The sequence below is a fragment of the Cellvibrio sp. ARAG 10.3 genome (assembly GCF_051846955.1).
In the GTDB taxonomy this organism is placed as follows: domain Bacteria; phylum Pseudomonadota; class Gammaproteobacteria; order Pseudomonadales; family Cellvibrionaceae; genus Cellvibrio.
Window position 1 is genome coordinate 1 of record NZ_JBPYCU010000020.1, and the last position, 18,819, is coordinate 18,819.

At 45.4% G+C, this 18,819-nt stretch carries 19 protein-coding genes and 2 pseudogenes; 12 read left to right on the forward strand and 9 right to left on the reverse strand.

Going from position 1 to position 18,819, the window contains the following annotated elements:
• The 3 genes from ACSV5M_RS18715 to ACSV5M_RS18725 form a co-directional block, all read left to right on the forward strand.
• A partial coding sequence (locus ACSV5M_RS18715) for a hypothetical protein (RefSeq protein ID WP_439178077.1) occupies window positions 1–380 on the forward strand: 380 nt, incomplete at its 5' end.
• 10 nt (window positions 381–390) lie between these two features.
• Complete coding sequence (locus tag ACSV5M_RS18720) at window positions 391–798, forward strand: hypothetical protein (RefSeq protein WP_439178079.1); 408 nt, start codon at window positions 391–393, stop codon at window positions 796–798.
• Window positions 795–2,342 (forward strand): conjugal transfer protein TraG N-terminal domain-containing protein, encoded by a 1,548-nt coding sequence (locus ACSV5M_RS18725; RefSeq protein ID WP_439178081.1) that lies wholly within the window; start codon window positions 795–797, stop codon window positions 2,340–2,342. The genes ACSV5M_RS18720 and ACSV5M_RS18725 overlap by 4 nt, the downstream gene beginning before the upstream one ends.
• Here the strand turns inward: ACSV5M_RS18725 and ACSV5M_RS18730 are convergent, their stop codons facing one another.
• Complete coding sequence (locus ACSV5M_RS18730; protein WP_439178082.1) at window positions 2,343–2,573, reverse strand: hypothetical protein; 231 nt, start codon at window positions 2,571–2,573, stop codon at window positions 2,343–2,345.
• A gap of 447 nt (window positions 2,574–3,020) precedes the next feature.
• Between ACSV5M_RS18730 and ACSV5M_RS18735 the strand changes: the two genes are divergently transcribed.
• Genes ACSV5M_RS18735 through ACSV5M_RS18750 form a run of 4 tightly spaced genes read left to right on the forward strand, consistent with a single transcriptional unit; the run spans window position 3,021 to window position 7,392 of the window.
• Complete coding sequence (locus tag ACSV5M_RS18735) at window positions 3,021–4,121, forward strand: patatin-like phospholipase family protein (RefSeq protein ID WP_439178084.1); 1,101 nt, start codon at window positions 3,021–3,023, stop codon at window positions 4,119–4,121.
• Window positions 4,122–4,137: 16 nt separating this feature from the next.
• Window positions 4,138–5,181, forward strand: coding sequence for a cyclic GMP-AMP synthase DncV-like nucleotidyltransferase (locus ACSV5M_RS18740; RefSeq protein WP_439178085.1), 1,044 nt, complete (start codon window positions 4,138–4,140; stop codon window positions 5,179–5,181).
• A complete protein-coding gene (locus tag ACSV5M_RS18745) occupies window positions 5,181–6,881 on the forward strand; it encodes a ThiF family adenylyltransferase (RefSeq protein ID WP_439178086.1) in 1,701 nt (566 codons plus the stop codon). The genes ACSV5M_RS18740 and ACSV5M_RS18745 overlap by 1 nt, the downstream gene beginning before the upstream one ends.
• A 22-nt stretch (window positions 6,882–6,903) precedes the next feature.
• Entirely contained in the window at window positions 6,904–7,392 is a 489-nt protein-coding gene (locus ACSV5M_RS18750) for a Mov34/MPN/PAD-1 family protein (protein ID WP_439178088.1), read from the forward strand.
• A 91-nt stretch (window positions 7,393–7,483) separates the two neighbouring features.
• Here ACSV5M_RS18750 and ACSV5M_RS18755 read toward each other — a convergent pair whose 3' ends face one another.
• The 6 genes from ACSV5M_RS18755 to ACSV5M_RS18780 all read right to left on the reverse strand — a co-directional run bounded on the left by ACSV5M_RS18755 (window position 7,484) and on the right by ACSV5M_RS18780 (window position 11,567).
• Complete coding sequence (locus tag ACSV5M_RS18755) at window positions 7,484–8,359, reverse strand: hypothetical protein (protein ID WP_439178089.1); 876 nt, start codon at window positions 8,357–8,359, stop codon at window positions 7,484–7,486.
• Between the two features lie 643 nt (window positions 8,360–9,002).
• On the reverse strand, window positions 9,003–10,079 hold the full coding sequence (locus tag ACSV5M_RS18760) for an RES family NAD+ phosphorylase (RefSeq protein ID WP_439178092.1): 1,077 nt from the start codon (window positions 10,077–10,079) through the stop codon (window positions 9,003–9,005).
• Window positions 10,080–10,145: 66 nt separating this feature from the next.
• The gene (locus ACSV5M_RS18765) at window positions 10,146–10,424 is read right to left on the reverse strand and encodes a hypothetical protein (RefSeq protein WP_439178095.1); all 279 of its coding nucleotides are present in this window, start codon (window positions 10,422–10,424) and stop codon (window positions 10,146–10,148) included.
• A 10-nt stretch (window positions 10,425–10,434) separates the two neighbouring features.
• Window positions 10,435–10,662 (reverse strand): hypothetical protein, encoded by a 228-nt coding sequence (locus ACSV5M_RS18770; protein WP_439178097.1) that lies wholly within the window; start codon window positions 10,660–10,662, stop codon window positions 10,435–10,437.
• A gap of 48 nt (window positions 10,663–10,710) precedes the next feature.
• Window positions 10,711–11,187 carry an SLATT domain-containing protein gene (locus ACSV5M_RS18775; protein WP_439178098.1) on the reverse strand — a complete coding sequence of 159 codons (477 nt, stop codon included), beginning with the start codon at window positions 11,185–11,187 and terminating at the stop codon, window positions 10,711–10,713.
• A 128-nt stretch (window positions 11,188–11,315) separates the two neighbouring features.
• Window positions 11,316–11,567 carry a hypothetical protein gene (locus ACSV5M_RS18780; RefSeq protein WP_439178101.1) on the reverse strand — a complete coding sequence of 84 codons (252 nt, stop codon included), beginning with the start codon at window positions 11,565–11,567 and terminating at the stop codon, window positions 11,316–11,318.
• An 815-nt stretch (window positions 11,568–12,382) separates the two neighbouring features.
• Here ACSV5M_RS18780 and ACSV5M_RS18785 point away from each other — a divergent pair.
• Window positions 12,383–13,618 (forward strand): fibronectin type III domain-containing protein, encoded by a 1,236-nt coding sequence (locus ACSV5M_RS18785; protein ID WP_439178103.1) that lies wholly within the window; start codon window positions 12,383–12,385, stop codon window positions 13,616–13,618.
• Between the two features lie 301 nt (window positions 13,619–13,919).
• Window positions 13,920–14,036, forward strand: a pseudogene (locus ACSV5M_RS18790) (IS481 family transposase); the annotation flags it as partial.
• A gap of 330 nt (window positions 14,037–14,366) precedes the next feature.
• Here ACSV5M_RS18790 and ACSV5M_RS18795 read toward each other — a convergent pair.
• Window positions 14,367–14,489 (reverse strand): annotated as a pseudogene (locus ACSV5M_RS18795) (transposase); the annotation flags it as partial.
• Between the two features lie 123 nt (window positions 14,490–14,612).
• Complete coding sequence (locus ACSV5M_RS18800) at window positions 14,613–15,383, reverse strand: IclR family transcriptional regulator (protein ID WP_439178105.1); 771 nt, start codon at window positions 15,381–15,383, stop codon at window positions 14,613–14,615.
• Window positions 15,384–15,635: 252 nt separating this feature from the next.
• Between ACSV5M_RS18800 and ACSV5M_RS18805 the strand changes: the two genes are divergently transcribed.
• The 3 genes from ACSV5M_RS18805 to ACSV5M_RS18815 all read left to right on the forward strand — a co-directional run bounded on the left by ACSV5M_RS18805 (window position 15,636) and on the right by ACSV5M_RS18815 (window position 18,819).
• Window positions 15,636–16,400, forward strand: coding sequence for a phytanoyl-CoA dioxygenase family protein (locus ACSV5M_RS18805; RefSeq protein ID WP_439178107.1), 765 nt, complete (start codon window positions 15,636–15,638; stop codon window positions 16,398–16,400).
• 86 nt (window positions 16,401–16,486) lie between these two features.
• A complete protein-coding gene (locus ACSV5M_RS18810; RefSeq protein ID WP_439178110.1) occupies window positions 16,487–17,569 on the forward strand; it encodes a 6-bladed beta-propeller in 1,083 nt (360 codons plus the stop codon).
• 197 nt (window positions 17,570–17,766) lie between these two features.
• Window positions 17,767–18,819, forward strand: coding sequence for a UDP-glucose--hexose-1-phosphate uridylyltransferase (locus ACSV5M_RS18815; protein ID WP_439178111.1), 1,053 nt, complete (start codon window positions 17,767–17,769; stop codon window positions 18,817–18,819).

The window sequence follows — 18,819 nt, forward strand, 5'->3', positions numbered from 1 at the left end:
CCGTCATCCAGGCGCTACGTGAGGAACCGGCTCCGGAGCGTGCCTTGTTAGCCAATCGGCTGGCGACGGAAATTGCGCTGGCCCGCACGATCGAGAAAGCGCTGGTGGCGATTGATTTGTTGCGCGCCGGCCAGCAGGAAGCGAACGTCGCGGCGAACGCGGAAGCGCAAACGGCAATCAATACATCGATTCAAAAATTGCAAAGCGAGATTGATGGCATCCTGTATGAAAAGCATGTGCGTCAACAGGTTCTCGCCAGCACGGCGCGGGTACTGACGGAGCGTCATGAGCAACGTGCGGCTGGAGCGGATGCTGCCAATATCAATCCAGCACCGCCTTCAACACCGCGCATCCGCGATGGCGGCATTGAGTTGAATTGAGGTGGCTGAGATGACGGAACAATCCACCGTGACGGTGTCACCATCGGCTCCGACAAAACCGCGGTTAGCCTGGTTCAAGAAATGGTTGTATCGATTGCTGTTTCTCGTGGGTGCTCTGGTCGTTCTCGGGTTGCTGGGTTTGTGGCTGGCTCAGCGTCCGGGTGCTGTGCTGAATATCGGTAACCTGGTTCAGGATCATTTTTGGTTTCTGACGGGTTTTCGTTGGTTGTGCTACGGCGGTTTCCTCCTTGTCGTATGGCCAAAGATTGCCACCTGGTGCGGGCAACGCGATGGTGTGACTAACGCCGAACTCACACATACGATCATGTCATGGCGCCGATCATTTTTGCGCATCTTTATCGTGTATGAGCTGTTCTTTCCGTTTGATGCACTCCAGTTGATGGGGCGTTTTCTGTGATCGTGTCCAGCAGCATAGAGCTGTACACCACGGTGCTTGGCTGGTTCATGTTCAACAGCCTGTGGGACCTCTTGACAGGCACCGGCGTTGCCCTGATTCCCTTCGCGTTTATTGTGATCCGCAATCTCATTGAGGCAAGGAAAAGCCGTGATAAAACCGATATTGGTGTGCAGGCCTTTGCGCGCTCGGAGATCGAGTTATATGTCGCGTTTTTTGTATTGATTCTCTGCTGCAACCCGGCGATCAATCTCGCTCCTCAAAGCGTCAGGGCCAATATCCATCAATGCGAGGTCAATGGCGATAGTCTGACCCAAACTACCCGAGAGATCCGCATAGGACAGACAGGCACGACCTACGATCGCATCGACGCCCTGGAGTTGGACGGCCGTACACCGAAGGTGCCGATCATCTGGTATATCTGGGATTTTTTCTCATCAGGCTTGGCGACAACGGCCGCTGGCATCTTGCCGTGTCAGCCGGATCTGCGTCGTATCTCTACCGAGCTGGCCACCTTGCAAATCCACGATAAGCAGCTGCGTGATGAGACAGCGATGTTTTATAGAGATTGTTGGCGGCCCAGCCTCAACCGGTACCTGCGGGACAAGCCGCCGGCGCCCCAGGATATCGAGGATATCGACCAGGACATCATGTGGCCCGGCAGTCGCTTCTTCCTAGGACACAGTAGCTACTACGGTCACTACCGCACGACCGAAGGCCTCTGGAGCATCCGGTACGACCGCGACCGTGACAGCAACATTGTCACCCCGGAGTACTCCGATGGGCGAGGGTTTCCCTATTGCCGGCAATGGTGGTTGGATGAATCCGATGGGCTGCATGGACGGCTGCTGGATTATTTCGCGGATGAGTTAGGCAACAGCGAGGAACAGAGCACCTGGTCGGCGATCCTCCAGGTGCTCACCCGTACTAGCCAATCGACACGGGACGACCTATTACGGGCCTTGCTCTCGGCGAATACCGACATCCAGCGGCTGCAGATCAATAACAACTACCCTCGGGACGGCTTCTGGCGCGGGGCGGCTGATGCTGTCACATCGGGTGTCGCGGCAGCGATGTCGGTCCCGGATCGGACCAAGGCACGTATGTATCGGGACGCCGGACCGATCATCCAGGCCGTTATCCTCATGTTCTTTACGGTGGTGACGCCGTTGCTGCTGGTGCTATCCGGTTATCGCCTGGATGTCTTGGTAACCGCGCTGGCGGTTAAGTTCAGCGTGTTCTTCTGGACCTTCCTGTTCGCCGTGGCGGTGTGGATGGACAACTTCTTCCTCACGGCCGTCACCCAATGGGGGGATCATAGCGACCCGACAACTCTCCTTGGGGTCAGGTTTAGCAATGATTCAGGGCTGGATATAACGGTGGAGGTAATACGCTACGTGATTCGCTCCTTGTTTCTCGTACTGCCTTTGCTTTTTACGATGCTGGTCGGGATGGCGGGAATCAACGGTGGGAGGTTTGCTAATACACTTATGGATGCAGGTGGAGGGGTAGCCAATGCTTCCGACCCCTCAAGATTGGTGAAGTGACTAATCGCCAAAGCCGGACATTCTGTACTTGTTGTCCGCGTCTGTTGTTCTGTTCGGTGCATGTATCTGCTGAGCGTCGTCCCTCTCATCGGGACGACCGCCCATCAAGCCAATCGCAGTAACCGCCGCTTTCAGCAGTATCCACGCCACACTCGCGACGAGCACGACGGCTGCCACAGGGATTTTAAGAATTTTTGGGATTTTCATGTTCATGACTTCGCTGTCCAGCAATTTAGATTCCTGCCTTTAGTCTACGACATGGTGCAAAGGTGATCAACTTGTGAGGATGCAGGTTCATCCTGCCGGGGGCGCTATAATCGAATGTTGCGGCCCTAATGTCGCAGATCGGCCAAAAGCGGAAGCTGAGATGGCAAATGTCTGGCGGAATGCCCGTCGACACTTAAGCATGTGGCGTACCATCTAAATAATAGATGATGAGGGTAATAATATCCCCCAATTACCGGCTAGTTTGTAATGCGTCAATAACGCAGTCACCAGATCATCCCTACCAGCCCAATTTTAATTAAGAACTCCTCTCAAAACCGCTTTCACTCGTAGGGGAGCTATTTCAGTGATTTTGTGCCCTCAAGTCTTTTGATAACATTTTTTGATCAATATGGTTGAAATAGAAGCCATTGACCCCATATATCGTGAGCCGAATCACAATGGAAATGATAAATGACAACAGAAAGTCCGTTTCGCGTTTTATGTCTGGATGGCGGGGGTATGCGTGGCGTATACCAATCGGCCTATTTGAATACGTTCGCCTCTCGGCTTGCATCGCTTAATAACATAAGCGAGGCATTGGATGTTGGCACAGCCTTCGATCTCATAGTCGGAACCAGCACGGGTGGCATTGTCGGTTGTGCACTTGCCGCAGGTGTACCCTTAAAAGATGTCCGTGACCTATATTATAAAGAAGGTAAAAAAATATTCCCTTTTCAAGCTGTTCGTCATTTCCCAATTTTAGGTGATATTTTAATTCGCGGTTTGGGTATTGGATTAGCAAAAGGTAACCACGCGCTCAAAGACGCGTTAACAAACGCATTCAAAGAGCAAACTGTTGGTGACATTTATAGCGAGCGAAAAATCGCATTAGCAATTCCAACACTTGATATTAACCGCCACTCCTCGGTTGTATTTAAGACACAACACCTCTCCCGATCCAATGGACGGGATAATTCACGAACACTCGCTGATATTTGTCTTGCAACATCTGCTGCCCCCATGCTGCGTTCCATGGCGAAATTAGTCGAACCAAGTGGTACAAGTTCTTCAACTACTGCTGTGTATGTGGATGGCGGATTGTGGGCAAATAATCCAGGTGCGCTTGGTATGATTGAAGCGAGCGAGATTCTCCATGATCGAGGTGAGACCTCGCGCCCCATTCATTTATTCATGTTGGGTTCGCTGCCCTCACAGGGCGGTGAAGAAATTTCTGATAGAAAGCTCAATCGAACCTCGTTGGGCTGGAAAGTTGGCATAAAAGCAATTGAAGCAAGCCTCAATGCCCAAGCTGTTGGCTACGACTATATCGCTATGAAGATAGCGTCACTGCGTAACGATGGCAGCTTCGCTTATCGAATGCCAGCTCAGTGTCCATCGAATGAGCTGAGAAACTATTTAAAAAATCTTGATGATGCACGAGATAAGGCACTAAACGCTTTGGAGCGCCAGGCAATATCTGACGTTGATTGGGCATGGTCACAAATGAATTCAAATAATCCCACGAATTACATGCAGTCTTTCAGGGATGCATTACTAACTACACTAAATTGATCAGGAGACTGATGTAATGACAGATAACAATTGCAACAAAGATCTTGTGGCATATCACAATGAGAAAGTAACACTGGGTAAAAGCAGCCAAGATGCGATGCGTACACACCGTGATGCTGGGCGTACTCGATTGAAAAACGGGTTGGATAGGTTGGAAAAACCTCAACCACAGCAAGTCGATTCGCAAGGTTCATACAGCATGAAAACGATGGTGCAGGATGACGCGTATGAATACGATATTGATGATGGAATCTATTTCAAACCTGAAGATTTAACAACTTTATTTGGAATCCTAAATCTAACTCCACTAGAAGTGCGTCAGAGAGTTTGTGATGCGCTGTCTGATGATGACCGTTTAAAGAGCCCTGCTGAAGTAAGATCTAATTGCGTTCGTCAGACTTATGCGATGGGATACCACATTGACTACCCTGTTTATCGGATTCAAACAGAAGATATTGATGGAAAAGATGAAGAGTATTGTGAGCTTGCGAGTGGTGATGAATGGGTTCGCTCTGACGCACGCGCCGTAACAAGCTGGTTCAATGGAAAAGTCATTACCCTAAATTCGGGTGATGTGGTTGACGGCAGTCAACTTCGCCGAGTGGTACGGTACACGAAAAAATTTGCGCGAAGCAAAGCAGAGTGGAAAGAAAAAACTGTTTCAGGTATCACCATAACAAAGTTGGTAGTAGATCATTTCGAATCTAGCGACGGAAGAGACGATTTAGCGATACGTAATACATGGAAAGCTATTAAAAAAGCATTAGATACATCCACTGAAGTAAAACATCCGGTGCTGGAGGGCGTAAACCTGGCAGATAAGGATGACCCAGCAGTAAACTTTTTGAAGGATAAGCTAACGTGGGCCTTGGATCAGTTAAAGACGCTGGATGAATCTGACTGTTCTCAAAAAAATGCATTGGAAACCTGGGATACTATTTTTAATACGGACTTCTTTGCTGCACGTGCTCCAAAGGAAACTATCGCACAAAAATCCGCATTTGTAGTGACTTCATCGAAAGTTTCAGAACGCAACGACGACGGTAGCCGATTCGGTTAATGAACTACGAATTGGTTTTGCAACGTATCCAAAGTGAATTGGATAGTCAATTATCGGGGCGATGGTCGTTAGTTCCACCAACGACCAAGTCCCGTGATCGATTGCCTTTAAATTTATTTGCCGCTGTCTGGCGAATTGAATTGCGTGAAGGAGATGTGAATTATCCCAACATAACGTTCTTATATGTTGCAATAGACAAACATTTTCCACGCACACAACCGGTGCTCTGGCTTCCTGAATATAAACACGGAAAAAGTAAATATTGGCCACATATCAATGACCTTGGAGGGCTCTGCCTTCCGCGCAGCTCGATGAAAGATGATCCGGAAAAACGGATTATTCAACATCTGGCATGGGCGCAAGAGTTATTAAATATGGACCCGGTTGCACGCCGCAAAGATTTTGCACTTGAGGCGTTAGCCTATTGGACCCAATCCCACAGTAATCCAGAACATGTTCATAGCTTACTTTCGTTGAAAGCTGAAAGCCGACTAATCGCTTATTCAACAGATATTTATAGGAAATATTTTGTAGCAGATACGGCTGAAGAACTAGCGAAGTACTTTATGCATCTTCGCAATAACACCAACTCAGCAACTATCTACCGAGGCTATTTAATATGGCTGGATAGTCCTTGGAGTCCAGATGAGTTTCCAGAATTTGGCAATCAGCTGCTCCAGCTGGTTCCTATAGAGGTCCAAGATAGAATTTTGGTCGCAGGTAGAGACTGCCTCATTGTGATTGGTGCACATTCCAAAAACGGTGTCGTTTTTTTCTCTGCTTTATTGAAAAGTAAAAAGTTAGCAGACGTACGACGTGGTTTTAGAACAGGAACACTTTTACCAGCCCCGGTTGTGCGGCGAGCATTCCATGGGAATAGAATTTACAAAATAGATGTTGCAAGAATTGACGGTTCTTGGGTCCACGGCCGCGACCATGATTTAAATTATGAAAACTTGCGCAACAAAAAGGTTGTAATCTGTGGCTGTGGTTCACTTGGTGCGTCAATAGCTCGGTTGCTAGCACAAGCCGGAATAGGAACGCTTCACTTAATCGATGGGGATAAATTAGCTTCTTACAATGCATCCCGCCATTTGCTTGGTGTTGGTTATACTGGAGCCAAAAAAGTTGAAGCGCTTCGCACATTATTGCTAAGTGATTTCCCTCACATGCAAGATGTGACTGCCCATTATAAAAAGGTCGAAACATTAAACGAAGAAGAATTAGCGCTAATTCAAGAAGCTGATGTCATTGTAAGTGCGGGTATAACTATACTCGGTGATCTGTATTTGGATGATTGGAGAAGAGCAAACAATACTAACCTGGTACATGTTTGCGCCTGGGTCGAAGCATTTGCCATTGCCGGTCACGCTGTAGCATTGTTCGGAACTGATACTATTAATGATATGTTCGATGACAACATGGAGGTCTCTTTTAGATTATGTGACATCCCTGCTACTGCAAACCATATGGTTACTATGGCAGGCTGCGGAGATACATTCCAACCTCACGGTGCGGTGGAACTTCAATCTACAGTTAACATTACTGCGCGACTCGTGATTGATATCCTTACCAATCAAATTTCTGTATCAATGAGGCGTACGTGGTTTGGTAGTTGTAACGAAGCCCATCGACGTAACCTGGTGCCAAGAACTGAGTTTGATAATGAGTTATGCATTAAGGATTTTTTGTGGCCATGAGACTACAGACTGAGCTTAACGTATGAGCAGCCTCCAACTAATAAGTGATAATTTTATACAAGATATATTTATTGAATCACAAGTCGTGGAATATTTGATTAGAAATCGCCAACGCCATGCATGGTGTTCTGAGGCCGGAGGACAATTATTCGGTGTAATATCTGCGCAAACTCTTACTATTAAATGTGCCTCAGGTCCATATCCAAAAGATGATAGAGGTCCGCGTCATTACCGCTCACACCCACAGAGTGCACAACGAGAATTAGTTCGTCAAAATAAATTGGGAAATGTTTATCTTGGCGAATGGCACACTCATGCCGAAAAGAAACCAAAAGCCTCTCAAGATGATGCGGATGCCATGAAGAAAATTTTGGAGAACTCCAAACTCGCAACAAATGGTTTGCTATTAATAATAGTGGGGCAAGACTTATCATGTAACGCTATAAGTATTTTTTCATATATGAATCACGATCTGATCAAGTGGAGGCATTACGAATCTCTCAATCTGTAAAGTTTGGGAAGCACAAGTGCTGTATCTAATTTAGGTTTCATGAAATGTTGTTTTATTAGCTATGACAACTATTTAGCTTTTGCCGAGTAATCTATTTCGCTTTTGATATATACCAATTTGATAGTATTGAAGGCCGAATGACCTCCGCTATTTTTTCAGGCTCAGTTTGAAGCGTTAATGCCAGACCCTGCAAATACTTCTTTTCCATTGACCGGTGTTTGTCTCTAAAGTAAATCTGTTCTTTTTCAAAAAAATATCCCATCACCTCAATGTTATCGGGATCATTGTCAGCAATATCATTGATAAAGTTTCCGTTGTAAAATGGAACTGTTTTATTCAATGACTTACCGAAGGCTATGCTTTTAAGAGGATAAAGATCCATTACTTCATTCAAGCCTTGGTCAAACGTCAAAATGGCAGGAAAAAAATACCTAATATCGCCTTTTGAAGCCAATACAAAATTTTCTTCAAGTTGCCAAATATGGTATAGGTCCCACACCATACTATTAATTTTGGTAAAAAGTTTTCCCTGTTTTTTCTGTATATTTCTGAAGAATTTAAATTCTTGACCTAGTTCAAAATACTTTTTTGCTAGCAATATTTCGCGATAAGAAAGCGCCTTTAAGTCATTATGACAAAACTTTAAGTATTCCATAATTTTATTTTTATTCGAGCGTTTCGGGTTCTTCGATTGAATAGCTGCCATCTTTACTAGTTGGCAGTAAATGATCAAATATTTTATGGCCATCCATTCGACGGCCTTCTTATTTCTTCGATTCTTAAACATCGAGGCTACCAGCTTATGGGTATTTGCCTCAAGACCTTTGTTCGATAGCGTCGTTTGTATTTCCTGGTTCTGCTTTAGCTTCTCAACGTTTAACTTGCGCAATATTTCATATGCTCGCAGCCGATTTCGTATCTTTCCTATGTCTTCGCTTGGGTTAAGGTTGTGTAGATTTTCATTCATGTAAGGCTGCGGATCAACAAAGACTTTAGGTCTTGAATAAATTGAAAAACCTCAACCATGTCACTGGGAACTTTAGATACCTTTTCTTCAAAAAATGGTTCCAAGTAGCTTAATGCTTGATTATCTAACGAAATTGAATAATCAATCCTGAATTTTGATTCACCTTCTGACATCTCCCACAGCGTCTTTGTGTCTAAAATCTCTTTCAGTAGGAAACAGACTTTTTACACAGGCTGTTTTGCTAAATTGTTTATTAACTACGAAACCTGGCACCGCTCCTGTTTCTGATGAAAATATAAACTTTTATGATTGGACTTCAGGCGATGAATTTTTGAAATTTTGAATCGCCTGCTCTAAAGAAGGAGCACTTCCTATGCATTCGATTTGTCGATCACGTTCAAAAATCGGATCAATCTCATCGATATAAGGCTGATGCCTTCTGGGGACAGCTGAATAACATCCGTTGCTGAAAATTCATTATTACTCATACTGATTTTCATCCAGTTGCAGATCTCTTTAAAATAGATGCCGGAAACACGAAATCGGCCATTTGCAGACATTCCTTATGCGAAATGACTCAAATCGGCGGAAGCTCACCATCCGTTTGATTGTTAGGTATTTCACACGGAAAGTTTCCCCAAGCTCAATATTCAACTGGCCCAAAATGCCCTTGGTAACCCACTTGTGTAATTATCAGTCGATTGATAGAGTCTATTTTCACTAACTCAGCTTGTAAGGGGTGTCCAAACAACGCAAAGTTTTCGATTGTGTAAGCCCCCACGTATTTTTCTCTCTCAGGATGGTATCGCCTCAAAGAAAGACCATAGCTGGTTTCGAATGGATGACCTCCTGTTCGCATCAAACTGAAAAATGAAGGGTAAATGACTCCATCAAATCCCGCGTGTTTCGCTGCCTTTGCTATAGCTCGACATATTTCATACGAATGAGACTTGGCAAGAAACAACATGTGTATAGCCATGTCTAAACTTTCAAACTCCGTATTATCTTCCTCTAAAATATGTGTTAGATCTAAAAGACGTAACTCTCGCACAGTTATAAATGTAGCTACATATATATCATCATCTGCTGATGCGCGACACTCATGGATACAGACATCAATATCCTGCGAGCCGTACATAACTGAGAACTCAGTAGAATCCAAACGTCCACGGCCTGAAAACTCAAGTGGTGGACTATCGTATTCCTCGGGGGCAGCAGGATTATTAGGATTCACTCTGAGGCGATAGAACTTAGTGCCATTGGCAAATAATTTTTCTGGATATTCTTGTAGCACACGTTCAATAATCTTGTCACGACTGCTTTCTTGTTGGAGATCTTTAAGCGGTTCAACTTCGCCGACCATCCATAGGCGTGGCCCGTAATGAAAGAAACCGATTTTCGCAGCCTCCTCAATCAGCTTAATATCATTCTCTAACCACGCTGATGGGCTAATATCACTTTTCCCATAGTGATATTCATTGCATTGAATTACTGGTGCTGCCCCATACTCACAGCGGATTGTTGTTCCACTTACAAAAAATCGCCAAGCCAATTCTTGTATAAGCTGTTGTGTAAGTTTTTTACCACTTGAGCTGTTACAGTTTGGGCATTCTTCTGATGATTCAACACCGATTTTGTTTGAATCTATTCTTAGCCCTTCATCTCTAAAGCAATTAGAGCAAAGTAGAATTGAATCATCATCTAATATTTCTTCGGGCATCCTTCTGTTCCTTTTTTCCTGGCTGCGTAAATTCTATCCGGTGGAGCGACGCGATCCGTTTGATTGTTAGGCTGATGCAGAAATGGCTATAGACCAGTCAAACCAAAGCTCTTCTGGTGTGCTTGATATTCCTACCCAATTTACAAGAGCACCCTTTGCAGCTGCGCGAGGTGTTCGTTCCGCTTCCTCAGTATTAAATGATGATTCCTTTAAAGAAAACGGATTCAGCAATGAGAGAGCACCAAAAGTGTAAAAGTTTGTTGCCCAATAAGGCGGAAACTGCACGTGATAAGGCACAGGACCCTCTATACCATGTATTTTTATCTGGGCGAGCACGCCATTCACTATTAAAACCCTAGATTCTTTCCAGTTTAGCAACGAAACCAAATGCTTCTGGGTTTCCTTCCTCAACTAGGTCTTCGTCATAAACGAATACTTCTATTTTTTCTACTGGACCAAGCTCTAAAAGTTTTTCCCTATGCAAAGAATAATAACAGTCATCATCCTCAGCTCCGCTTAAGCCACAAGCATTTAAATCACACCAAACCATTGGTAACTTTTTTGGCGGTGGGGTGCCCTCCATACTTTGTAGCCTTAACAGCTCAATAGTGCGGACCTCTAGGTCCGCATATTAGTTTTTAGGCAATATTTTTAGCTCTGCAGCTCCGGCCTTTCTATAAGTTTTTAGCGGAATGCTTGGAGATTCTATAGCTAGCTCATTTAGTGCCTGCCGTAATGCTTTTAGGTCTCCCTCCGTGATCTCATTGCCTTGAACGCGGAAGCACTCCAGCTCTCGGCCCAAAGCACCATATTTGGCTGCGGCAGTACGATGCTTTTCGCTTCTCTCTGCATCTCCTAGGAAAGTTTGAAGTCCAGAAAGCAACGCGGCTGCGACACTGGCAAGGCCGACAAGAACTTGAATTGAATAGTCGGGCTCTTTCTGTATCGCTGCAAAAACGGAGGTGCCTACAAGTGTAGTGAGTATGACAGTAGGAACGCCCAGGAAATATTTCCTGGAACTGAAATTTCCAGCTGAATAGTAGTGAGCTGCCTGAGTCACAGACACTCTTCTATACCACTCTTCTATAAGTTCTTTCTTATTATGCATAAGTTCGGTTTTTGCTGCCCTTCAAACACTCGTTTTATATCGGAGATCTACATTCTCTTACTTCATTACGCCAATTGTAACGGGCCGCAACGGAGCGGGGCGTAGTTGGCGTACCGTTGACCACATTGTTATGTGTTGTTCCGACTGTTGAAATAGAATGCAGTAACACTGCCAATCAATGTGCCCGCGAAGGCGAGAAACTCGGGAAAATGCGAATTTTTACTGAGCGCCAGAACGAACACGAAGATAAGAACCAGAAATACGATCCCCATGGCCAGCAACGGCTTGGTTCGTTTATTTAATCGCTCAGTCATCGGCTCAGACTGCCCCAGCCCGCCACAAGTACCGCATGCCAGTCCAACGAATTCTTCTCCCTTCAAGTCGTGATACTTTGCACAGGCATGGCAACTCGAACCATTCAGGCCAGACTTGCAGACACCCGTTTCCTCGCAGTGCCGACAAGGGTACAAATTAGATCTTACTTCCTGCATTCAGATATTTCCTTGCACACGTAACGCCGCGTTAAATTGTGGTTTTGGAGAGGGTTTTATCAAGTGAGCAATTGATTTCCTAATGGCTTACGAAACTTCTTGATCCTAAGATACGCTGTATTAAAGCGGAGCCGCGCTTTTGACGCCACGGGTAATTGCGGGTCAGAAAGAATTATTTGTTATTAATTTCTCAACTCTTATATAACTGCTCGCGTTTATCGTAATGTCAATTACACGAGAATACAGATAATCATTTCATGGCTTGCCCCGCACATGCAGCTCACAAGCCTGGGACTAGGTGGCTGATCGTGCCACTCTGTCAGCGTTGTCCTACAGAAACTACCGTGTTTTTCCACTGGCACCCATAGGCCCACGGCATATCATATCTTCGTTTCGCTAAGGAGCGTCTGCTATGACAGAGCAGGGTGCGCGGAAACGGCACCAATTAACTTTGAGATTATTGGGAGTGGATACGGCGAATTCGTCCTGGAAGAAATATTTCGATCCACCCGCCTTTGCTGATAAAACAGGCACCAGAATTGAGGCTTGTATATAGTATCTATTTCATTTGAGGATCTATGGAAATCGGGGATAGATGTTGTGGTTTATCAGGTGTACTAAAAATGATGTTTTGAGTGTATGGGCGTTGGATCTATAAACGATAAGCTGTTTCGTAACGGAAAATTTATATGAAGGAGCTCCACATGAAAATTAATCTAACTAAAGGCTGGTTGGTATTTTCTAATACTCACTACGAAAAATTGAAGGGCATCTTGCAATCTACAGTGTATTGGTTTTTCCTCCTTTTTTTAATGATCACCAATAGTTCGTCGAGGGCTGAAGTAGCGCCAGTAATAACCGCAGCCTATTCGAACGCACCGGGTATGGCAGTGATTGCATATCAACATCCTGGGTCTGATGGTGTAGAAAGCTTCCGGCTGGACCAAGAAGGCGTAGGCACACGTTTTACGAGCGCTCATTTATCAGATACGTTTACTGTGCTTGGGCTCCAGCCGGATACTTCATATCAGTTCCAGATTTGTGCCGTGTACAGTGACGGCAGTGTCGTTGAGTGCTCTGAAACGAGTATCAGAACGAGAAAGCCGCAGGAGACACTGCCTGCGCAAGTTGCTCCAGAGGTTCGCTATGTTAAATCGACAGAAAATAGTGTAACGGTGGGGTGGGGCAATGTGGGTGACTATAAAAAGCTACTCGTTCGTGTCGAGGATGAACGTGGTAATTCTGACCAACGCGACGTTCGCCCTGTCGGTTTTGAGGAATTTACCTTTCCGAACATGCGACCTGGTGCGCGCTATAAATTATTGGTAAAGGGTTGTGGCGATCCTCGTTATCCTTCTTGTGGGCCTTGGTCAAAAGGAGATTGGGTCACAACGGCGGGTGCGAGTAGATGCAAATCGGGGTTTGTCTGGCGAGAAGCATATTCTGGTGATGTCGTCTGTGTTACACCAGAATCTCGCGACCAGGCAGTGGCAGACAATGCTGCGGCGTTATCTCGAATAGCGCCTTGTCGCGCCGGGTTTACTCCTCGCAAAACGGTGCCCGGTGACAATATTTGTGTTACACCCGCTGCTCGAAATCTAGCGGTTAAAGAAAAAGAACTTAATCCCGAGCGTTCAACATTTCTCGAGTGTGCTCGTTTGGCCGTTGATCGTTCACGTTACCCGAATCCGGCTCCCTGTAAGCCAGGATTTGTTCATCGATTGGCGGCGGCCAATGACCATGTCTGCGTCCCGCCGGAGGCGCGACAAAGAGTCATCCAGGAAAATGCTGCGCATTCTGAAAACAAAGGCGTGAACATCTGTATCGACGGTTACGTGTGGAGGCTAGCCACACCAAGTGACTTGGTGTGCGTTAAACCGGAGATTCGTAAACAAACCGCAACAGAAAACGCTACGGCAGCCAGCAGAGTGGAACCGTAGCAGAAACAGCTGATGACATATTTAGATCGATGCGTTCGGACATCGCCAGTACGCTTTTGTTCACTAAGACAGCGTACTGGTCATATGAGCAGCTGAGCGAATCTTTTGATTTGTTTAATCGCATTATCATGCTTTTTTACTGTGCGTTCTGGGCAGAGCTAAGAAAAATCGGGCGGCCGATCGGTCCCTATGACGAAATGATTGCCGGTCACGCGAGATCGCGGGGGTTGGTGGTTGTGACACACAATATTAAACAGTTTGAACATGTACCGAGGATTCGCCTTACCAACTGGCTAAAAGACTGAAATACTACAACAAAACGAGAACTCATCAAGGAAAGGTTTGCTGTGGTCATACAGCGATGGAAACCTTTCTTGATGGAAAGGTTTGGGCTGAAAAGAATTTAGCTCAAATCTAAACTGACAGGCATTCGTAAAAACCGGTAACTATCAGATCAGGTCTGAGTTAGTACAATTTATATCGCCATTGAGAAGATGTGATTCGGAATGTGCGAGCTTATATTGTGATCTGGTATAGTTCGCGAAGACCATATTCAACTCTGAGCTACAAAAGTCCGATTGAATTTGAAAAGTATGCTTAATTTTTTGTCCGGTTTTGTTGGGCACCACAGTAATGCCGTTTATAGCTAATTTGTGCCTTTATCCTGTACTTCCGCATGATTTTAGCTAAGCGATGTAACTCCTGTTCCTGAGCTCCAGATTTTATCAGGAGCAGCAGAATTGACTCATTTGTAAAGGCTGGGCGTGGAAACACCGAGGCGTTTGGCTACCTCAGCTGTAGAATAACCCCATTCATTAACTTGCCTGACTGCTTCGTCTTTGAATTCCGGGGTGTATCGTTGGTTGCTCATATGACTTTCTCCTATGCTCGTTGAGTAGCTTAGGCATGTCCCCTAGAGTCTTGGAAGGCCAACTATCATTGCTGATGATGATGTGTTAATAAAATAGCGGCATCATGTTGGAGGTCGAGCGAGTTATAAATCACCCAGTTGATGTGCAATTTTATTCGCAGTTGTGATTACTAGATTATGTAGTTCATCTTGTTCTATTTTTATGCTCCAGCGCGACTTCAAAGGTGAAATGGCCAGTCCGGCGATGACCTTGCCTTCTGGCCTGCCAATAAGCGCAGCAAAGTCAGTGACGCCTTCAATAAAGGGGCTTTGCGCGGCAAGACAGCCATTTTGTTTGATCGCTTCCAGTTCGGCGGTTAGTTCGGCACGTTTATTTTTGCTGAGTTTGGCATAGTCGGCATCGCGTTCCAAAATCATATCGCGCACAGCTGAGTTGCTATTGGCAAGAAGCAACTTGCCCACTGTGGTCGTCATGGTAGGGAATAAGGAGCCTTCACTCATATTGAGTGATATAGGGCTGTGGCCGCGCGCGTGCACAATAATCATAGTCTGACTTTGATAAAGCATTGCCAGATAGCAGGATTGCCCAATGTTAACTGCCAGATCTTCCATGTAGGGCAGAGCGCATTGGCGCATTTGATCAATCGGCGAAATACTGCGTGATAAGTTGTACAGCTTGAGTGACAGCCGATAGCGCCCCGATAGTTCATCTCTTACCAAATAACCCCGAGCTTCCAGGCCAACCAGCACCCGGTAAATGTCATTGGGATTACGGCCTAAGCCTTGGGCGATTTCCGTTTGTGATTTCGGCAGCTCCTGAGTCACCAGATATTCCAATATATCCAACCCTTTATCCAAGGCGGGAACCGCATATTTGTTGGTTGCAGTCGTCAATGTCGTTCAGTCCTGTTGTCTCGATTTGTCGGGGATGAATTCAATCATAAATCCCAATTCCCTATAAGTACCCCTCAAAAAAGCCCTATCTTTTACCAAATAGGCAGAAATTAACAGCTTTTTGTATAAATTGACGTATTTTTATAGGAATATGATATTTATATATAAATAAAGAGCTTGCTTTTTCCATTATGTTAAATGATGATTGTTAACAATGCGAGCCTGCAGAAATACCTCCTTGGAGACTAGATAATGAATGCAAAAAAACTGACTCAAGAACAGATTGAAACCTACCATCGCGATGGTTATGTGATTGTGCGTGGTTATTACTCGCTAGAAGAAATCAAACGTTTACAGGAAGCCGCATTTAATGACGACTCATTAAATGAGCGCGCGTGGCAAAAAAAGGACGGAACCGGAAAAGTGAGTAAGGTTTGTTTGTGGCAAAAAACCGGCGATGATTTTTACAGCATGTTCTCCCGCGGTCGCCGTTTGGTAGATACCGCCGAAACCCTAATTGGCGAGCCAATTTATCACACCAGCACCAAAATTATGATGAAAGAACCCTTTGTGGGTGGTGCCTGGGAGTGGCATCAGGATTTCGGCTACTGGCATCGTGACAACCTAATGCTGTATCCAAAATCATTGAGCTGTATGGTGGCGATTAACCGTGCAACGGTAGAGAACGGATGTTTACAGGTATTAAAAGGATCGCACCATTTAGGGCGTTTGGATCACAATAAAACTGGTGATCAAAAAGGTGCTGATATGCTGTTTGTGAACGAAGCAATGAAATATCACGAGCTGATCAATGTGGAATTGGAGCCGGGCGATACCTTGTTTTTCCATTGCAATTTGCTACACAAATCCAATGAAAATCGCTCATCCGAACCGCGTTGGTCAATGATTTGTGCCTACAACGCCATCACCAATCAGGCGTTCCAGGAAAACGAAGCTATTTATTATCCATTGTACCCCGTTGATGATGACGCCATTCTGAACTGGAAGGCTGCATAGTTTTTTGAGTAGTGTTGTTGGTTATTGCTCTGCCGGAGTAGTGTTCGGCAGAGATTTTTATTGTTTTATTCGGAGCTTGCCCGCCAATGATTAAGAAAAATATTCCCTTACCCAAATCCAATATTGATCCACATGGTCTGATTGTAGGGCAGGGCGATTTTCAATATCGCGTTAACAGTCACTGGGGTTTGCTTGATGCGCAAAAAACGCCGGTAGAAAATTGCCATGGCTTGGCGATAGATTCACAGGGGCGCATAGTGATGGTGACCGATCATCCGCGGAATAACGTGATTGTGTATAACAAGGACGGCAAATTGCTAGATGCCTGGGGCACCCAATTTCCAGGAGCCCATGCGCTGCGCATCGTTAATGAGAACGGTGAAGATGTTGTTTATTTGGTGGATAGCGGCTGGGTGCTCAATCGCAATTGGGATGGAAAATCTACCGATGATTGGGCATCACCCTATAATAAAGTGATTGCGCAAAGCGGCTTTATTGCCAAGCTCACCTTGGATGGCCGTTTGATTTATACCATTGGCCATCCACAAACTATTGGGGTCTATCGCCCAGATCAACCTTTTCGCCCGACCGACATAGCGGTGGCGCCCAATGGCGACCTCTATATTACCGATGGCTACGGCTCGGATTATCTGCTGCAGTATGACGCCAACGGGCGTTACATTCGTCATTGGGGTGGCGGCGATAATGCTAATCCTGCACTCAATTTAAAAAACACCCACGGCATAGAAGTGGATTTACGCAATCCACAAGATCCGCATTTGATTGTGAGTTCACGGGCAGAGCGAGTTTTAAAATTATTTGAATTAAATGGCGAATATCGTGGCGTAATCGATGCAGCAGGTGCTTATATTGGTGGGCCAGTATTTAAGGGTGATTATTTTTTCGCTCCAGTTTGTTGGTCGCATATTGACGGAAAAAATGCTGATGATTCAGGGTTTATCAGTGTGTTTGATCGGCACAACCGTGTCGTTGCCAATCTCGGTGGAACTCGACCGGAGTATATCAACAATCAATTGCAACCGATGAAGAGCACTTGGGATGTGTTCAATCATTGCCACGCACTGTGCGTGGACGAAGATGAAAATTTGTATGTTGGGCAGTGGCGAGCGAATCAAACTTATCCTTTTAAGTTGGAGCGGATTTCCTGATTGTATTTATACAGCCGAGGCTGGTATTCACCCACCTAAGGGCGGAAATCAGGATATATAGAGCGCTATCGCGGCCTGATGCAACACGGGAAAGATGAGCTTGTGTGATTTATCTGCTAAATAGTGCTTGTTATTACTTCGTCTCATGGTGTAAATTGTTGACAATGTTCAATCATTGATAGTAATTGGATAGGTATATGGAGCCTGCGTTTGTATTGAGTGACCATCCTCATCGTCGATTTAATCCGTTGACAGGTGATTGGGTATTAGTATCGCCCCATAGAGCCAAGCGTCCTTGGCAAGGTCAAATTGAGGTGCAGGGGGCGGACGATAAACCGGCATATGACCCAACGTGTTATTTATGCCCAGGCAATACTCGCATTAACGGCACAGTGAATGAAAACTACGTCGGCACTTATGTATTCACGAATGATTTTGCCGCGCTGGATTCGGAAGACAGGGATTATCAAAGCTATAGCGATCTATTCTGTGCTGAGAGCGAGCGCGGTACCAGTCGTGTTATTTGTTATTCCGAAAGTCACAATAAAACATTACCGGAAATGTCCCAGGCAGCGGTGACAAAACTGATCGATACATGGTGTGATCTGTATCACGAGTTGGGTGAAGATTATTCGTGGGTTCAGATTTTTGAAAATAAGGGCGCTATTAATGGCTGCTCTAACCCCCATCCCCATGGGCAGGTTTGGGCAACAGGTTCTGTGCCTACCTTGCCGCAGCGGGAGGATGAAAAGCAATTAACATATCATCAGAAGCATCAGCGGCCGTTGTTGCTGGATTATGTACAGCAAGAGTTGGAGTTTAAAGAGCGTATTGTGGTGCAAAATCAGGATTGGCTGGTGGTAGTGCCTTATTGGGCCAGCTGGCCGTTTGAAACGCTGTTGTTACCCTTGCGTCATGTGCCAGATATGCTGAGCCTCTCATCGCAGGAACGCGAATCGCTAGCAGATATTTTGATTCAATTAACGATTCGTTATGACAATCTATTTAAAACCTCATTTCCTTACAGCATGGGGTGGCATTGTGCACCCTTCACGTCTGAAGATCATAGTCACTGGCAGTTACATGCACATTTTTATCCGCCTTTGTTGCGCTCAGCGTCAATAAAAAAATTCATGGTGGGTTATGAAATGTTAGGTGAGGTTCAGCGGGATATTACACCCGAGCAAGCGGCGCAATATCTGCGCGATCAACCTGCTATTCATTATAAAAGCGCTGCATCTGCAGGTTAG